Origin of the sequence: Novispirillum itersonii subsp. itersonii ATCC 12639, from assembly GCF_000381985.1 — a bacterium.
Classification (GTDB): Bacteria; Pseudomonadota; Alphaproteobacteria; order Rhodospirillales; family Rhodospirillaceae; genus Novispirillum; species Novispirillum itersonii.
This window is the reverse complement of sequence record NZ_KB907342.1, coordinates 110972-129240: the sequence shown is the minus strand read 5'-3', so window position 1 is coordinate 129240 and position 18269 is coordinate 110972. Positions and strand designations below refer to the sequence as shown.

Here is an 18269-nt window from a genome sequence, read left to right as displayed (position 1 = left end):
GATCATTCGATAAAGCCTATCATATGGGGTCATATTACCGGGTACAAATACAAAAGCCGCACCATCCATAGGTCTTAATGACTACGGGAGCGGGAATAACTGTTATAGATTTTCAATTTCAGAAGCAAAGCCATTGAAAAACGTGGGTTTCCCGATGTTCTTCATCTTCAACCGCCCGTGAGGTGGGAACGGTATAGACGGCCACCGACCGCAGGTGGCCACTGCTCAGGCTTTCCTGCGGCAGATAAGCCCGACCGGGGTCCGCCATCAGGACAACCGCACCCGCCTCAGCCCGCTGCCGCAACCACGGGATCACCCGGGCGGCCATCCCCCGGTCATAGCAGACATCCCCGGCCAGAACGATCTCCGGGCTTTCCCACCCCGAAGGCAGGGCTCCCCCCAGCAGGTTATCGCCGCAGACCGTCAGGGTCACACCGTTCAGTCCGGCATTCAGGTCACAGGCTGTCAGGGCAAGGGGATCAATGTCATTGGCCAACACCCGGGCGGCCCCGGCCCGGGCGGCGGCGATGGCCTCAATCCCCCCGCCTGCGGCGAAGGACAGGACACTCTTGCCCCGCACCAGCTCAGGCTGATCAAGCAGAAGCCGCGCCAGTGCCTGCCCGCCCGGCCACGCGAAAGCCCAGAACGGCGGCTCCAGACCATGCTGATCGAGAAAGTCCTGCGTCGCGGTCCACAGCGGCGTCACATCCGTTGCCAGATGCAGCGTCAGTTCCGGCGTCAGGCCCGGACGGTCAGGGACCGTATGCCGCTGAATGAACGCGCGGGCATCGGGAAGGGTCACACCTGCCCCACAACAATCGCCAGCAGCACAATCCAGCCCAACGTCTTGTTCGACTTGAACAGCCGCAGACAGGTGGGGCCGTGGTCAATATCCAGCGCCAGAATCTGCCAGACGAAATGCCCCAGCACCGCCAGCATCACCGCATAAAACGCCATATTGAGCCCGGTCATGGCCCCGGCGGCGGTAAACAGCCCCCAGGCCAGCAGATAGAACACCGCCACCACACCCCGGGTGTTCCGGCCCAGCGCCAGTGCCGACGATTTAACCCCGACCGCCAGATCGTCCTCGCGGTCCTGATGGGCATAAATCGTGTCATAGCCCAGCGTCCAGAACAGGCCGCCGACAAACAGCAGCAACGCCGGAAGGCCGACAGTGCCGGTCACGGCAGCCCAGCCGACCAGTGCCCCCCAGTTGAAGGTCAGGCCCAGCCACGCCTGCGGCCAGTTGGTGATCCGCTTCATCAGCGGGTAGAGGACAAACATCGGGACCGAGCCGATACCGACCAGAATCGCCGCTTTTGACAGACTGAGCAGCACCCCCAGCCCAATCAGCAGCAGGGCCACCAGAAACACCCCGGCCTGCCGCACGGTCAGCGCCCCGCTGGCCAGCGGTCGGGCAGCGGTACGGGCCACCTGCCGGTCAATATCACGGTCAAGGATATCGTTAATCACACATCCGGCACCGCGCATGACCGTAGCGCCGATGCCGAACAGGATAATCAGCGTCAGCCATTCCAGCGGGCCGATGTCTTCCACCGCCGAGGCCAGCGAGGCTGACCACCAGCAGGGGAACAGCAGCAGCCAGACCCCGATCGGGCGGTCCAGCCGCATCAGTTTGCAGTAGGGGCGCCATGCCTCCGGCAGGATCCGGTCGATCCATCCATCGGTCGGCATATCGCCAATCATTGGCCTTGTGTCAGTCATAGGGGTATACATACCGACGCCCAGCGGCAAACTCAACACAGCAAACTCATCGCCCGGTTCCGGCACTGCCCGCCGAAGCCCCGCCCCTGTCAGGATACCCGGTGTCATGCCCGCCCGTCCCGCCATCCGCCTGTTCACCGCTGCCCCGCTGTCTGCCGGAGCCGAAATCCCGCTGACGGAAGGACAGGCCCATTATCTGCACGCCGTAATGCGGATGGCAGCAGGGGACGAGATCGCCCTGTTCAACGGTCAGGATGGCGAGTGGACCGCCACCCTGACAGAAACCGGCAAGCGGCGCGCCACCGCCCGGGCCGACCGCCTGCTGCGCCCCCAGACCGATGAACCCCGGCCCGGTCCGTGGCTGCTGTTCGCCCCACTGAAAAAAGACGCCACCGACATGGTGGTTGAAAAAGCCACCGAACTGGGGGCCAGTCGTCTGGTGCCGGTCCTTACCCGCTACACCAATGCCGCCCGCGTCAATACCGAGCGGCTGACCGCCAATGCGGTCGAAGCCGCCGAACAGTGCGAGCGGCTGTCCGTACCTGCCGTTGCCGAGCCGGAAAAACTCGACCGCCTGCTCGACGGCTGGACCCCGTCCCGTCACCTGCTGGTGATGGATGAAACCGGCGCCGGACGCGACGTGGCCGGGGTGCTGAGTGACCTGCCCGCCGGGGCGGATGCTGCCGTGCTGATTGGCCCGGAAGGCGGATTTGAAAAATCGGAACTTGAACTTTTGCATCGGTATCCCTTTGTTATCTGCGTCACTCTGGGACCGCGGATCCTGCGGGCGGAAACGGCGGCACTGGCCGCCCTGACCTGCTGGCAGGCCCTGCGCGGCGACTGGCAGGGGCGTCCGGCCTTCCGGGCCGGGTGACGGCCCCGGCCTGCCGGTTGGCCCGGCAGGTGATTTGCGGTGGTCCGCCGCCGTTGTTTTCTGGTATGCCGTCAGACGGCGTCCGTCCCGTCCGGCCGGTTCCGGCCCCCAGTTTTCAGGCCAGTTTTCAGGAGTGCCCTGCATGTCCGCCTTTGCCAAACCTAATGCCGCCCCAATCTCCAGCCGCGATGATCTGGTCGCCTATCTGGAAAGCGGGTCGCGCCCCCGGGACGAGTGGCGGATTGGCACCGAGCATGAAAAATTTCCCTTCCGCATCGCTGACGGCAGCACCCTGTCCTATGACGAACCCGGCGGAATCCGCGACATTCTGAAAGGGATGGAGCAGTTCGGCTGGCAGCCGGTACGGGAAGGTGATCATGTCATCGCCATGACCCGGGAAGACGGGGCCTCCATCTCGCTGGAACCTGCGGGACAGCTGGAACTGTCGGGCGCACAGCTGGAGACCCTGCACCAGACCTGTGTGGAGGTGACCACCCACCGCCGCCAGATCAAGCAGGTCGCCGAAGCCAACGGCGTCGGCCTGATCGGGCTGGGGTTCCACCCCACCGCCCGCCGCGATCAGATGCACTGGATGCCTAAGGGCCGTTACCGGATCATGCGGGAATACATGCCCAAGGTCGGCACCATGGGGCTGGACATGATGCTGCGCACCTGCACGGTGCAGGTCAACCTTGACCACGGATCTGAAGCCGACATGGTGCAGAAGATGCGGGTCTCGATGGCCCTGCAGCCGATTGCCACCGCCCTGTTTGCCAACAGCCCATTCACCGAAGGCAAGCCTAACGGCTACAAGAGTTACCGCGCTCACGTCTGGACCGACACCGACAAAGCCCGCTCCGGCAATCTTGATCTGGTGTTCGAGGATGGCTTCGGCTTTGAGCGCTACGCCGATTACCTGCTCGACGTACCGATGTATTTTGTCTACCGCGACGGCGGCTATATTGACGCGTCCGGCCAGTCATTCCGCGATTTCATGGCAGGCCGTCTGGCGGCCTACCCGGGACAGACCCCGACCGTCGGCGACTGGGCAGACCACATGTCTACCGCCTTCCCCGATGTGCGTCTGAAAAAGTATCTGGAAATGCGCGGTGCCGATGGCGGCCCGTGGGACCGTCTGTGCGCCCTGCCTGCCCTGTGGACCGGCCTGCTGTACGACCAGACGGCGCTGGATGCAGCATGGGATCTGGTGAAAGGCTGGACCGCCGAAGACCGTCACCGGCTGGTGGCTGACGTGCCGCGTCAGGCCCTGCAGGCGACCATTGACGGGCGCAGCGTACAGGATGTGGCAAAGCAGGTGCTGGAGATCGCTCACGACGGCCTGACCCGCCGCGCCCGCCTGAACAGCGCAGGGGATAACGAAACCGGGTTCCTGACTCCGCTGCGTGAAATCGCCGACAGCGGCCTGACCGCCGCTGACCGTCTGCTTGAGGCGTACGACAAAAAGTGGAACGGCGATATCAGCCGCATCTATCAGGATTACGGATACTGATCTGCCGGCTACGGCGGACCTTCGCAGATCAGCCACCGTTTATGTCATGTTTTTATAATAAAACCCGGCCCGGTCACGGCCGGGTTTTATGCTTTTTCACCAACGTTTCATACCAGTTCCCCCTACGCCGTTTGATGCAGGTCAATCACGCCGGTTAAGGTTGCGCTAGGCTGTGATCTCTGAGAGAGTCCTTCTCATCAGTAGGGTAAACAGGCAGGGCAGTTTACGGGGCAGAAACGGGCATTCTGTGTGTAACGGGGCGAAGCGCGGCCCCCGGAGCCGGAGCAGCCAGACCGACATCGGGGCAGACACATCAGGCCGGGCGACACCCGGCAATCCGCCAGAAGGACGTCGGAGACAGCAGAAACAGGGGTAGCGGATCCTTATGCGTGCTTTCAAGACCATGAAGATTGGGACCCGTCTTGTTGCCGGGTTTTCTGTGGTTTTTACGCTGTCGACACTGGTCGCCATCGGCACCGTCTGGATGTTTGAAAACGTCGCCGGGCACGTCCGCATCATTTCGGGCGCCTCTACCAATGCTGTTCTGGCCGTACAGCTGGACCGGCAGGTTCTGGCTTACGACAAGTATGTCTCGGCCTATATTCAGCTGCCTACCCCGGAAAATGCCCGTGCCGTTGATGCCGAACAGAAAAAGCTCGATGAGCGGATCGCGGCCCTGACCTCCTCCGCCGAAGGAACCGAGGTCGCCCCGACCGTCGCTGAAACAGCCACCGCCATCGCCGGATACAAGGAAGTGCTGGAACCGACCATGGCGCTGGTCGCCGCCCGGGTCCAGCTGATCACGGAACGTCTGGTTCCCATTGCCGGACAGCTGATTGACGGGGTCGCCGCCATCCGCACCAAGGCTGCCGCTGCCAACGACGCCCAGCTGACCGAGGTTGCAGGCCGCCTGATCCAGCACATGCTGCTGGCGCAGCGGGCGGTGGATGAATTTATGGTCACCCAGAAGGAAGATGCCTATGCCAAAGCATGGGAAGAACTGTTCCGGGTTGACGAAGCCATTGCCCAGATGCCCGATGCCGCACAGGCCAACACCCTGTATGCCGACTATCAGACTGCCCTGAATGACCTGTCGGCGATCATCGGGGAACTGACGGCCCAGCAGGACAAGCTGCACGGTCTGGAGCGTAAGATCAGCGCCAATACCGAAGAAACCAAAATCGCCTCGCTGGAAATGGAACGCCGGATCCAGCAGGAAACCCAGACCAATATTCTGAACAGCCTGCGTGGATCACAGATCACCGTCTCGCTGATCACTCTGCTGAGCATCATCGCCGGGATCACCGCAGCCTATCTGATCGGGCGCAGCATCACCCGCCCGATCAATGCGATGACCGGGGCCATGCGCCGTCTGGCCGAAGGGGACAAATCCACCGACGTCCCCGGCACCGACCACCACGACGAAATCGGGGAAATGGCAGCGGCGGTCAGTGTCTTCAAAGATAATGCGCTGGAAATGGAACGGCTGGAACGGGAACGCGCTGAGGCCATGGAGCGTGAGGAAACCGAACGCCGCCAGATCCTGCTCAGCCTTGCCGATGATCTGGAAAGCCATGTTTCCGGGGCGATCACGGCCATCAGTACCTCGGTCGACGGCATGCATGAGACCGCACAGGTCATGACGGCCACAGCCGAAGACACCAGCAGGCAGGCCCATGAGGTTGCCCGCGCCACCCACGAAACCAACACCAACGTCGAGATCGTCGCCTCTGCCGCAGAAGAACTGTCGGCATCGATCCATGAGATTTCAGAGCAGGTGGCCCGCTCTGCCTCCATCGCCAATCAGGCCGTGGAGGAAGCCCGCCGCGCCAATGAACAGGTGGAGGGCCTGCTGGCTGCCACCGATCACATCGGTGAAGTGGTGCGGATGATCACCGCTATCTCGGAACAAACCAACCTGCTGGCCCTGAATGCCACGATCGAAGCCGCCCGGGCCGGCGATGCCGGTAAGGGATTCGCCGTTGTTGCCAATGAAGTGAAAACACTGGCCAGCCAGACGGACCGGGCAACGGAAGAAATCAGCCAGCAGATCACCTCCGTACAGTCTGCCACCCGGGATGCCGTCAAGGTGATCCAGCGGATCGCCCGGGTGATTGACCGCATGAACGAGATTGCCGCCGCCATTTCCTCTGCCGTGGAAGAACAGGGGGCCGCAACGCTGGAGATCGCCCGCAACACCCAGCAGGCAGCTGCGGGAACCCAGTCTGTCAGCAGCACCATCGGCGAAGTGACGCTTGCCGCCCAGCAGACCGGCACACAGGCTGAAGCCGTATTGACCAGTGCCGATGCGCTGAAAGCGCAGGCTGCTTCGCTGTCTCGGGCCGTCTCAAACTTCCTTGATCAGGTCCGGCACACCAACACCTGACCTGATCCCCCAAACCTGTTCCGTAATCAGGGCTGCCCCGCCGGGTGGCCCTGATTTGTTTTTCCGCTCCGGATTGGCGGCAGGGACCGTGAGCCGGGACTTCAATCATAGCGCTATTGATTGCCACTCAAAAGCAGTGCTCTTCGGCACTCTCCAGGTGTGGATCATCTATAATCAAATGATTCGCAAAATCAGGTGTGAACATATTTTATTGAGGCTGTTTTATTGAATCAAAAATGACCCTATACTTACTAAAATTCTGATCCTGTCGCCGTTCCGTGGCTCCATCGCGTTCATGAAATCCACTCTGCATTTCATCGTAACGGCGACATCCACCTTCGCAGATACCCGACACCAGAGAGGAGATCAGAATGGTCCAGAACCTTCCGGAACAGATCAGGGCACCGGGAACCAGTATGATGACCCGGATCCTGCTGTCGCTGTCCGGGTTTGTTGTCGCCGTCTTTCTGGCTCTGGCGATTTATGTGGATATCTACGAACGGCGGGCAATTGAGGAGTCTGTCGATACCTCGATGAACGGCATCGGCAACTCTGCCGCCCTCAATGCCCATAACTGGCTTTCAGCCCGCATCAACCTGATTGATGTGCTGGCCAATATGGCTGCGGATGACTTCAGCAAAGACCGTCTGCAGTCACTGGTCAGCACCAAGGCTTTCTTCGATACCTACATCATGGTTTTCGTCGGGATGGATGCAGACGGGGCCTTCCCGCATGCCCCGGTCCGCCAGATGCCTGACGGATATGATCCCCGTAAGCGCGGCTGGTACAAGCTGGCCCAGACAGCGGGCAAAGCAACCATCACCGAGCCGTACATTGATGCCTCCACCAAAGAGCTGGTGGTTTCTGTGGTGGCCCCAGCCCAGAAGAACGGACAGTTTCTCGGGTCGGCAGGCGGTGACTTTTCCATCGCGGATCTGGCAAAAAGCATTGAGGCGGTCAAGCTGGGGGAGAAAAGCAGCGCCTTCATTGTCGACGGAAAGGGGACAATCCTGATTCACGGCCAGCAGGCACTGCTGACCAAACCGCTGAAAGACCTCTATCCGCAGGTCACCCCGGCGATCAAAACCACCAAGCAGACAGCCGTCGGCCCGCAGGGAGAAGACCTGATACAGTTCTTCCCCCTCAATCTGCCGGGCGTTGACTGGTATCTGGCGGTTTCGATCGATCAGGCAGAAGCCTTTGCACCGCTGAGCAATTTCCGGACCTCGATCCTCATCGCCTGTATTCTGGCAGCCCTGCTGCTGGTGCTCGCCATGCGTCAGGTGATGCAGAAACTGATTGCCCGCCCCCTGCTGGCAATGACATCGACAATGAAGCGCCTCGCCGCCGGGGATCTCTCCGGGACGGTGCCCGGCATTGACCGCACCGATGAAATCGGAGCCATGGCCGAAGCCGTCATGGTCTTCCGCCGGAATGCCGAAGAACGCGACCGGCTGGAGGCCGAGCAGGCAGCCCATCTGGAAACCCGGGAACGTCGATCCGGAGAGATGAACAGTCTGCTGGCAACCTTCGATCAGGACCTGTCGCGGGTGCTGGAAACCGTAACCTCAGCCGCGACCCAACTGGAAGCCACGGCCAAGGTGCTGTCCGGCACAGCGGAACGGTCCGCACAGGATGCGACCATCGCGGCAGCGGCCACCGAGGAAGCCTCGGTCAACGTCCGCAGCGTCTCGGCCTCAACCGACCAGCTCGCCACATCAATCAATCATATTGCTGAACGGGCCGGGCAATCCCAGACCGTGGCAGAACAGGCCCGCCGCTCGGCAGAACGGACAGATGCCACCGTACGCTCGCTGGTCGAAGCCACCGGCAGAATCAGCCAGATCATCGGCCTGATCAATGACATCGCCAGCCAGACCAACCTGCTCGCCCTTAACGCCACCATTGAAGCCGCACGGGCCGGAGAGGCCGGCAAAGGCTTCGCCGTTGTCGCCAACGAAGTGAAAACCCTCGCCAGTCAGACTGCCAAAGCCACCGGTGACATCGGGGCCCAGATCACCGAAATTCAGAAAGTATCGGGAGAGGTTGTCTCTGCCATTCACGAAATCGCGGACGTGATTACGGAAATCAACGCTTTGGCGCAGGATATCTCTTCCGCCGTCGCCCAGCAGGGCGAGTCGACCCGCGCCATTGCGATCAATGTCTCCGAAGCGGCAAAGGGCACGCAGGATGTCGCCCAAAGCGTCATCAGTGTGACAGAAGGGGCCCGGGAAACCGGGGACAGCGCCGGTCAGGTTCTCGCCTCGGCCGGGGAACTGGCCCGGCAATCAGAAACCATGAAGGCACAGGTCGATGCCTTCTTTGATAAAATCCGCCGCCTGTAACCGGATGCAGGCGCGCCCCCGGCAAAAGGGTGCGCCTGCCTTCCGTGAGACAGCTGGCCGTGAGGCAGCCGGCCGTCAGACAGCCGGGCGGACGCCGACGTTATCAATCAGGCGGGTACGGCCAAGAAACGCCGCCACGAACAGCCGGGCCGGTCGGGTCAGCTCCGTCACCGGCTCCAGTGTTTCCGCATCCCGCAGCTCCAGATAATCAACGGCCCGGAATCCTGCCGCCAACAGGGCCTGCGATGCCGTGGCACAGGTTGCCGCCACCGGCGCCCCCTGCATCAGGGCCGCCGTCGCCTCCGTCAGGATGGCGTGAATACGGGCCGCCACCGGGCGCTCTTCCGCTGACAGGTAGGCATTGCGCGAAGACATGGCGAGACCGTCAGCCTCCCGCACGATCGGGGCACCGACAATTTCCACCGGAATATCGAGATCACGCACCAGACGGCGGATCACCATCAGCTGCTGGAAATCCTTTTCGCCAAAAATGGCAACGTCGGGCAAAGCCTGTAACAGCAGCTTGGTGACAATGGTTGCCACCCCCCGGAAATGCCCGGGCCGGGCATCACCGCACAGACCGGAGGAAACGCCGGACACCTCGACCATGGTCGATGCCCCCGCCGGATACATTTCCTCCACCGTCGGCAGATAGACCAGATGCCCCCCCGCCGCGGCAATCGCTGCACTGTCCTGCTCCGGCTGCCGGGGATAAGCGGAAAAGTCTTCCGTCGGGCCGAACTGGGTGGGATTCACAAAAACCGAGACCACCACACGGTCCGCTTTGGTCAGCGCCAGCGTCACCAGACTCATATGCCCGGCATGCAGCGCCCCCATGGTCGGCACCAGCGCCACGGTCAGCCCGGCAGCCCGCCACTCCCGGACCTGCGCCCGCAGATCAGCGACAGACCGCGCCACGGCGCACGTGTTCCCCTGCGTCATCATCAACACCTTATCGTCAGAACTGTGTTCCGGCCTGACAGGCAGGCCCTTCTATAAATAAAGACCGGCAGCAGGGCGTCCCTGCTGCCGGTCTGATACCGTCATCGGATCAAAGAATGACCACTCACACTTCCAGTGCGCGGGGCTTGGCCGGAATGCCAAAGCAGTGTTCATCCGCCGGGAACGTGCGGGCCCGCACCTCTTCCGCATACTGCGCCGCCACATCGCTGATCTGGCTGCCCAGATCGGCGTAGCGCTTGACGAACTTGGGCTTGAAAGTGGAGAACAGCCCCAGCACATCCTCCGTCACCAGCACCTGACCGTCACAGGCCGGGGAGGCCCCGATACCGATAATCGGCACATCAACGGCGGCGGTGATCTCCCGCGACAGTGCTTCGATGGTCCCTTCCAGAACGATGTTGAAGCATCCGGCATCCGCCACAGCCTTGGCATCGGCCATCACCCGGGCTGCTTCCGCCGCATCCCGGCCATGGGCACGGAAGCCCCCGGCGGCATGAACCGACTGCGGCTTCAGGCCGATATGGCCCATCACCGGCACACCGCGTTCGGTCAGGAAGTGAATGGTGTCGGCCAGTTCCAGCCCGCCTTCCAGCTTGACAGCGGCGCAGCCGGTCTCGGCCATGATCCGGGCCGCATTGCGGAATGCCTGCTCCCGGCTTTCCTGATAGCTGGCAAACGGCATGTCGACCACCACGCAGGCATGCTGACTGCCGCGCACCACGGCCTTGCCGTGATTGATCATCATGTCAACGGTGACCGCCAGCGTGGTGTCCATACCGTAGACAACCATGCCGAGGGAATCCCCGACCAGCAGCAGGTCAACATGGGGATCGAGAAACTGAGCCATCGGCGCGGTATAGGCGGTCAGGCAGACCACCGGAACACCGCCCTTCCGGGCCCGCAGATCGCGGGTGCTGACCCGCTTGATGGTGGCATGGGCGCTCATCATTTCCTCTCGGATCGCGTGCGGTGTCCGCATCGGTGGATCCTTCCCCATCACCCCACCATCACGGAGGGAACAGACGGACAAGGCCCTTTTGCTTGGCCGGTGCCCCCGCACGGGGTGGTCCCTGGCTGTTGCCGTTGTACCTGAAGTCAGGCTGTCACGAAAGGATAAAGCCCGGACGGGGGCCTGCCATGCGTAGCGGGCAGGCCATCATTTCTCCTGCCCGGCGACTCGCGAAATTGGATAAAACCAGTTCGCAACAGACGTTAAATGAAAAAAGCCTTATTCATCCCCGTTACCGTCGGCAATCTGCCGGAGGGCATCGGCCTTCAGGATTGACACCACGTTGGGTGACGGGACTTCAATCAGGGCATCTTTTTTCAGGGTGGTAATCGTCCGGCTGACGGTTTCAATCGTCAGGCCAAGGTAATCCGCCATATCAAGGCGGCTCATCGGCACAGCCACCACTGTCGCCGAGTCGCCCCGGTTGGCAGCCCGGCGGGACAGCATGGTCAGAAAATGGGCGACCTTTTCGCGTGCCGTCATCCGGCCCAGAAGAAGCATCTGCTCCTGCGCAAACCCCAGCTCATCGACCAGCCGCCCGAACAGGCGTCGGCGCAGGTCACCGTTTTCTTCCATCAGAGACGCCAGCCGCCGCTCTGAGAACCGGCACAACGACGTCGGCACGATCGTCTCCGCCGAATACGTATAGCTGCCCGCCAGCCCGAAACCGAAAAAATCACCGGGGAACAGGAAGCCGACGATCTGGCGGCGACCGTCGGCCATCAGCTTTGACAGCTTCACCGCCCCCTTGACCACCGTGAAAATATGACTGGCCGCATCCCCTTCACGGAACACCGTATGGTGGGCTTCCAGCCGGGCGCTGCCGCGGATACTCCGCAACAGGGCAGAGCCCTGAGACCCCAGACCGGCACAGAAGGCACGGTCCTCAAGATCACAGCAGCCACAGTTATGACCGGGATCGGCAATCAGCTTGACGTAGGGGTCGGCATTCATGTCGGACCTCCGGCAGAACCGACCGGGCCAGACGGCCCGGAAGAAGGCGATATCGGGCCAGACGGCCCGGAGGAAGGCGAATTTGGGGACTCCGGCGGCGTCTGCGCAGACTGACGGGGGGTCACCATATCATCGTCGTCGTCGAACAGGATACGGTGCGCCGCGCCGTCAAGATCATCAAACTGGCCGGACTTCAACGCCCACAGAAAAGCCCCGAGCCCAAGCAGGCCGAGCATCAGCGCAACCGGAATCAGCATCAGCAGCGATGACATCAGCGGGACCTCCGGGCCAGACGCAGGGCATTGGCGATGACCAGCACCGACGAGGTGCTCATGGCAACCGACGCGATCAGGGGGGTAACATATCCTGCAATCGACAGGGGTATGGTGACACCGTTATAGGCCAGCGCCAATGCAAAATTCTGCCGGACCAGACGGTCGCTCCGGCGCGCGACATCCAGCGCTTCCAGCACCGGGGCCAGACGCCCCCCCTGAAAAACGATATCCGCCGCCGTCTGCGTCACATCCACCGCTGTCGACGGTGACACCGACACATCCGCCGCCGCCAGAGCCGGTGCGTCATTCAGCCCGTCGCCGACCATCATCACGCAGCGGCCCTCCGCCTTCAGGGCCTCCAGCCGCTGGGTTTTATCCGCCGGGGTACATTCAGCCACCCAGTCTGTAATCCCGGCGACCCGGGCCGCAGCCTCTACCGCCGCCTTCCGGTCTCCCGACAGCAGCAGCACCGACAGACCCCGCCGCCGGAGCCCGGCCACCACAGCCGCCGCATCCACCTTCAGCGGATCAGAGAAACAGAAACGCTGTATCCTGCTGCCATCGCGCAGCCACAGTTCCGGCCCGGCATGTGGATCTGCCGCCGGGGCATCACAGAACACCGCGCTGCCCAGACGCACCGTCCGCCCGTCCAGACTCACCTGCAGCCCCTGACCGGGAATTTCTTCCACCCCCGTCAGGGCGCGGGCAAGGCCCGCCCGGCGCACCACGGCACGGGCCAGCGGATGACGGCTGGACAGGGCAATGCTCGCCGCCAGCGCCAGCCCGGAGTCGGTCCAGGCAAATGGACCGGCGGCAGGCACCAGCTCGGGCTGACCTTCCGTCAGAGTCCCGGTTTTGTCGAACACCACCGTATCAACGGTCTGCACCCGTTCCAGGGCGGTTGCCGACTTCAGCAGAACGCCCTGCCGCAGCAGACGACCAGAAGCAATCACCTGCACCACCGGCACTGCCAGCGCCAGCGCACAGGGGCAGGTGATGATCAGCACCGACACCGCAATCATCAGTGCGTCCTGCCACGGAAGCGTGGACAGCACCATCCAGCCGGTGAAGGTCAGCAGCGCCAGCACATGCACCACCGGCGCATAGGCGCGGGCCACCCGGTCGGCCAGCGCGACAAACTTGGCCCGCCCCTGTTCCGCCACCTCCATCATCCGGACGATTTCGGCCAGCAGGGTACCCTCCCCAACCGCTGCCACCCGCAGATGCAGGGGGCCGGACAGGTTGAGAGTACCGGCAAAGACCTTGTCGCCGACCGCCACCGCCTTGGGGGTGGTCTCGCCGGAAATCAGGCTGCTGTCGATGTCAGACCGGCCCTGAGTGATGATGCCGTCAACACCGATCCGCTCGCCGGTGGCGACCAGCACGGTCATCCCCGGCTCCACCTGCCGGGGTGGCAGCATCACCCGGTTGCCATCCTCACGCAGAACCATCACCGCCTGACCGCCCAGCGACAGCAGATGTTCTGCCGCAGACCGCGCCCGCCCCCGCGACCGGCTGTCGAGATAGCGCCCGATCAACAGGAAGAACAGCAGGGTTACCCCGGCATCAAAATAGGCGTGGGCCCCGCTCATCGCGGTTTCCCACAGGCTCATCAGGGTGGCAATCATCACGCCAAGCGTGATCGGCACATCCATATTGGTGCGGCCATGCCGCAAAGCCTGCCACGCCGACCGGGCAAAAGGCCGGATGCAATAAATAACCGTCGGAAAGGCAATCAGCGCCGAAATCCAGTGGAACAGGTCGCGGGTATGGCTGCCCATATCGACCCCTGACCACACCGACACCGAAAACAGCATGATATTTCCGGCAGAAAAGCCGGAGACTGCCATTGCCCGCAGCAGCTCTTTTTCCGAACGCTGTGTCTCCTGATCCAAGGCCGACGGATCATAAGGCACCAGCCGGTAGCCGATGCGGGACACCGGCGCGGTCACCTCCCCGGCCTGATCCGGGGTCCCGGTCCAGCAGAGGGTCAGGCGGCGGGTGGTCATATTAACGCGGGCCTGTGTCACCTGTGGCACCCGGCGCAGCACGGTTTCAATCAGCCAGATACAGGCGGCACACTGCACGCCTTCGACCATCAGATGCAGGGTGGTGACCCCCGTGGCAGTATCATAGTGCCCGTAAGACGCAAAATCGGTGACGGATCCATCGTCGTCATCCGGCCGCAGGGATTTTGCCTGCGGATCAAAACACCGCTTCTGATAATAGGAGTCGAGCCCGAGACCGTTGATCAGATCCCACGCCCCCTTACAGCCGTGACAGCAGAATCCATCCTGTCCATCCGGCACAGCAGCGGGCAGCGGCCCCCCGCAATGACGGCAGACTGTCAGGTCAGCCCCGGACGGGGCGACGGACGGGCTGGGGGCAGAAACAGTCTCCACGGGATGTCTCCCTTACACAAAATGCGGCGGAGCAGAAAAACAAACGGCCCGGCCCAGGTCGGGCCAGACCGGATTGAGAGAATATCAGCGCAATTCCAGACGGGAATTGAGACGGAACACCTGTTCGTTCGGGCTGCCGACATTCCGGCGGGCAACCACCCGCACATCCCAGAGCCCCGGCAGCGGCACAGCCGCCACCGCAGCATACTCACCGGGCGCCGATGCCAGAAGCTCAACCTTCTGATCCATCCCCGCCTGCGTCGGGCGCCGCAGTTCAGCGATCACCGTCAGGCCATCAACCGGGGCCGCGTCTTTATCCTGTATCTTGAAACGGACGGCGGCCTGACGGCCTTCCCCCGCAGCCGCCGGGCGCACGCCGGTGACCGCGAAGTCACCGCTCCAGCCCAGCGAGGCCTGCGCATCAGCGGCGGCAATTTCCTTGTTATAGGCAACGCCCTTCTCATAGGGGTCCGCCGTCTCCAGCCCGTTGAAGGTAGAGGTGGCGAAATAAATCATTGTTGCATTAACACACAGCACAATGGCGAACCCAGCGACGAAGATCCACGGGTACCACCATCCATCCCGGCGCTTCTGTGCAACCTGTGCTTCAGCCATTTTCCGGCCCCTTATATATGACTGCCAACTGTCTGCAGTGCAGATCCTGCATAGGCAACAGGGGCACCATAGCGGTGCCCCTGCCTGTGTTTCAACCAAGTGTCTTTGGGGGTTAATCGGCCGCTTACTTTTCCGGCCCAGCGAACAGAGACTTATGCTCTTTCACCTCACCCGTCTCCGCATTGGTCAACACGAAGATGAGGTCGGTCGCTTTACCCTTCAAGACCTGCGGCTTGGCGGTGACATAAACCCGGAAAGTACCGACAGAGTCGCCCTTCACCGGCAGATCAACCTCCGTCCGGTCTTCTTCCATCAGACCGACAACACGCAGGCTGGCTCCCTCAACCCCTGACAGCTTCAGGCGGTACGTCTGCGGCAGAGACCCCATGTTCAGGACCTTAAAGGTATAGCCATTCCGCAGGGAACCATCAGACAGCGCAACGAACAGCGGGCTGCGCTCATGCAGGACATTCACCTCCAGACGCGAACGGCTGGACAGGCTCCACGCCATCACCGCCGTCACCACCACCAGAAGAACGGCATAGATGACGGTCCGGGACCGCACAAAGTTATGCGGAATCGGCTCACCCTTGGCCCGGGCGATCTGACGGTTATTGCTGTCATAGGTGATCAGGCCACGCGGCAGATTGAAGCGGTCCATCACCGCGTCGCAGGCATCGATACACAGACCGCAGCCGATGCACGACAGCTGGCTGCCATCACGGATGTCGGTTCCGGTCGGGCAGACCTGAACGCACAGGGTGCAGTCCACACAGTGGCCACGGGTTTCAAAGGAGGTGTCTTTTTTGGCAAAGCCGCGCGGCTCTCCACGCCACTTTTCGTAAGTGACGATCAGGCTGTCTTCATCAAACATCGCAGCCTGAAAACGCGGCCACGGACACATATAGATGCAGACCTGTTCGCGGGCCCAGCCAGCCAGCACAAAGGTAAACCCGCCGACCAGCAGAATGGTGGTATAGACCCCCCAGCCTGCATTCAGGTGCAGCAGATCAACCACCAGCTGCGGCGCATCATTGAAGTAGGCGGCCCAGCCAAACCCGGTTGCCAGAGAGATCAGCAGCCAGATGGTGATCTTGATCGACTTGCGGACGAACTTATTCACCGTCCACGGGCCACGGTCCATTTTGATCCGGGCGTTGCGGTCCCCTTCCAGCCAACGCTCAACGGTCACAAAGACATCAGTGAACACGGTCTGGATACAGGTGAAACCGCACCACACACGCCCCAGAAGGGCGGTGAAGAAGAACAGACCGACAGCCCCGAGGATCAGCAGGCCGGTCAGGTAGTACACTTCCTGCGGCCAGATCTCGATCCCCATGAAGTAGCCGCGCTGACCGCTCAGATCCATCAGGATCATCTGGTCCGGTGCGGCCCCCGGGCGTTCCCAACGGAACCACGGCCCGGCGAAATAGATCGCCAGCAGAAAGATATTCAGGAAGTTTTTGATATTCCGGAATTTGCCGGTGACGTGGCGGGGATGAATTTTGTGGTAGTCGGCGTACAGCGACTCCTTCACCGGGCCTTCACCCTTATGCGCCTTGCTCTTGGGCGCAGTACCGGCAGCAGCCCCCTGGGCCTTCTCTTCCGGCGCGACCTTATCCTCGACCGCCATCTCCGACCGACCTTTCATCCTCTGCCGTTCCATCTCCGCCAATCCCACAGCGGACCCCGACGGGGTGGAACGCTCTCTCCAGACAGGACCGCCGCTTTTGGCGCAGCAGCCTTCTTAATTTTCTGCCCTGTGCACGGTCCGGGCCGGGACCTGTGTACAGGGATACCCACATTCCGCATGTTGTAATACCGACCCCGGAGGAAGGCATTGATAACTGTCAATCTGCCTTCCCGCTCAACGCCCCCGGAGCAACACCCAGCCCCCGGACCGTCACCGGCGCGCTTTGAGTATACTGGAGGCTTTCCAGCATGTTCACCCCCTCTGCGTCCGATGGTGCCTAAATACCATGATCCGGCGCGCATAGGTGCCATGCATATACCGCACCCCAACGACGCAAAAGCCGGAAACCATAAAAAAAGCCGCCCCGGAAGCACGGTGACGGCACTTTCACCTCAAGCGGGTGAACAAACAAAAACCGGGATGGGTCACCCCATCCCGGCCTTGCGTAACCGATTACTTACCGCCGCCCAGCGAGTGGACATACACGGCCAGCATCTTGATTTCCTCGTCCTTCAGACGGCCCTGCCACGCCGGCATGACGCCGTGCTTCGGAGCCGCAATCTGGGCGGAAATCATGTCAACGGTCATGTCCTTACCCGGACCGGCATACAGCCACACCGCGTTGCCAAGGGCCGGAGCCCCGACCGCCTGACCACCGTCGGAAACCGGATTGGCCCCGTCGGAAGAATGGCAGGCTGCGCAGTTGTTGACATACAGGTCCTGCCCCGGACCGGCTTCCACCTTGCCCTGCGACATCGCCTTCACATAGGTGGCGACCTGACGGATTTCATCCGCCGACAGGGTCCCGGCAAAGGCCGGCATTTCCGAAACGCGGGTTTCGGCAGACTTATCAGACCGGATGCCATGCAGCAGCGTGGTCTGAATGTCGGTCAGGGTGCCACCCCAGATCCATTCGTCGTCCGCCAGAGTCGGGTAGCCCTTGGCCCCCGCACCGTTGGACTGATGGCAGGGAGCGCAGTTTTCCTTGAACAGCACCGCGCCGCCCGCCATGGCGTACTGACGCAGGTTAGAGTCGGTATAGATCTCATCCACCGACTTGCTGCTCAGACCCTTCAGTTCCGTCTCGTGAACGGAACGGGCCTTGGCGACATCCTTCTCCAGTTCCGCGCGGGAGCTGTAGTTGAAAGTCCCCTTAATGAAGCCGTCCTTCACCGGGAAAGACGGATAGACAACCCAGTACCCCACGGCCCACAGGACGCAGATGTAGAAAACATAAACCCACCATTTCGGGAGGGGGGTGTTCAGTTCACTGATCCCGTCCCATTCGTGGCCCGTCGTGGACTGGCCGGAAATGGCGTCCTTTTCAGGATTTCTCGCCATTGGCTCTCTCCTCGTATTCGTCATCCCGCAGCGGGATCATCGCATCGTCCTGGAACCGGCCCTTATTACGGGGCCGGTAAGCCCACACGATGATCCCGATAAAGACGAGCATCAGCCATAGCCCCCAGAACTGCCGGAGAAACACCGAAAGGTCCTGAAGTGCCTGCATGATGATGT

General features: G+C 61.9%; 15 protein-coding genes. 4 read left to right on the top strand and 11 right to left on the bottom strand.

Annotated elements, in window-relative coordinates; all coding sequences use genetic code 11:
• Positions 1–118 precede the first annotated feature (118 nt).
• Complete coding sequence (locus tag G365_RS0110670; RefSeq protein ID WP_019645516.1) at positions 119–802, bottom strand: class I SAM-dependent methyltransferase; 684 nt, start codon at positions 800–802, stop codon at positions 119–121.
• Positions 799–1695: a 4-hydroxybenzoate octaprenyltransferase gene (ubiA, locus tag G365_RS0110665; RefSeq protein WP_245554735.1), complete on the bottom strand. Its 897-nt coding sequence runs from the start codon at positions 1693–1695 to the stop codon at positions 799–801. Before ubiA ends, G365_RS0110670 begins: the two co-directional genes overlap by 4 nt.
• 136 nt (positions 1696–1831) lie before the next feature.
• On the opposite strand from ubiA, the gene G365_RS0110660 reads away from it, so the two are divergent.
• The 4 genes from G365_RS0110660 (at position 1832) to G365_RS0110645 (ending at position 8840) form a co-directional block, all read left to right on the top strand.
• A complete protein-coding gene (locus G365_RS0110660) occupies positions 1832–2599 on the top strand; it encodes a 16S rRNA (uracil(1498)-N(3))-methyltransferase (protein ID WP_019645514.1) in 768 nt (255 codons plus the stop codon).
• Positions 2600–2741: 142 nt separating this feature from the next.
• Positions 2742–4109 (top strand): glutamate--cysteine ligase, encoded by a 1368-nt coding sequence (locus G365_RS0110655; RefSeq protein WP_019645513.1) that lies wholly within the window; start codon positions 2742–2744, stop codon positions 4107–4109.
• Positions 4110–4494: 385 nt separating this feature from the next.
• On the top strand, positions 4495–6495 hold the full coding sequence (locus G365_RS0110650; protein ID WP_019645512.1) for a methyl-accepting chemotaxis protein: 2001 nt from the start codon (positions 4495–4497) through the stop codon (positions 6493–6495).
• 371 nt (positions 6496–6866) lie between these two features.
• Positions 6867–8840, top strand: a complete 1974-nt coding sequence (locus G365_RS0110645) for a methyl-accepting chemotaxis protein (RefSeq protein WP_019645511.1) — start codon at positions 6867–6869, stop codon at positions 8838–8840.
• Positions 8841–8915: 75 nt separating this feature from the next.
• Here the strand turns inward: G365_RS0110645 and panC are convergent, their stop codons facing one another.
• The 9 genes from panC to G365_RS0110600 form a co-directional block, all read right to left on the bottom strand.
• Entirely contained in the window at positions 8916–9785 is an 870-nt protein-coding gene (gene panC, locus G365_RS0110640; RefSeq protein WP_019645510.1) for a pantoate--beta-alanine ligase, read from the bottom strand.
• A gap of 121 nt (positions 9786–9906) precedes the next feature.
• On the bottom strand, positions 9907–10749 hold the full coding sequence (panB, locus tag G365_RS0110635) for a 3-methyl-2-oxobutanoate hydroxymethyltransferase (RefSeq protein ID WP_026345265.1): 843 nt from the start codon (positions 10747–10749) through the stop codon (positions 9907–9909).
• A 282-nt stretch (positions 10750–11031) separates the two neighbouring features.
• Entirely contained in the window at positions 11032–11766 is a 735-nt protein-coding gene (locus tag G365_RS0110630; protein ID WP_019645508.1) for a Crp/Fnr family transcriptional regulator, read from the bottom strand.
• Positions 11763–12038, bottom strand: coding sequence for a cbb3-type cytochrome oxidase assembly protein CcoS (gene ccoS / locus G365_RS22945; RefSeq protein WP_019645507.1), 276 nt, complete (start codon positions 12036–12038; stop codon positions 11763–11765). Before ccoS ends, G365_RS0110630 begins: the two co-directional genes overlap by 4 nt.
• The gene (locus tag G365_RS0110620) at positions 12038–14443 is read right to left on the bottom strand and encodes a heavy metal translocating P-type ATPase metal-binding domain-containing protein (RefSeq protein ID WP_019645506.1); all 2406 of its coding nucleotides are present in this window, start codon (positions 14441–14443) and stop codon (positions 12038–12040) included. The genes ccoS and G365_RS0110620 overlap by 1 nt, the downstream gene beginning before the upstream one ends.
• Before the next feature lie 84 nt (positions 14444–14527).
• Positions 14528–15058: a FixH family protein gene (locus G365_RS0110615; RefSeq protein ID WP_019645505.1), complete on the bottom strand. Its 531-nt coding sequence runs from the start codon at positions 15056–15058 to the stop codon at positions 14528–14530.
• A gap of 124 nt (positions 15059–15182) precedes the next feature.
• Complete coding sequence (gene ccoG, locus G365_RS0110610) at positions 15183–16709, bottom strand: cytochrome c oxidase accessory protein CcoG (RefSeq protein WP_245554734.1); 1527 nt, start codon at positions 16707–16709, stop codon at positions 15183–15185.
• Between the two features lie 495 nt (positions 16710–17204).
• Complete coding sequence (ccoP, locus tag G365_RS0110605; RefSeq protein ID WP_019645503.1) at positions 17205–18092, bottom strand: cytochrome-c oxidase, cbb3-type subunit III; 888 nt, start codon at positions 18090–18092, stop codon at positions 17205–17207.
• The gene (locus G365_RS0110600) at positions 18076–18261 is read right to left on the bottom strand and encodes a cbb3-type cytochrome oxidase subunit 3 (protein ID WP_019645502.1); all 186 of its coding nucleotides are present in this window, start codon (positions 18259–18261) and stop codon (positions 18076–18078) included. Before G365_RS0110600 ends, ccoP begins: the two co-directional genes overlap by 17 nt.
• Positions 18262–18269 lie beyond the last annotated feature (8 nt).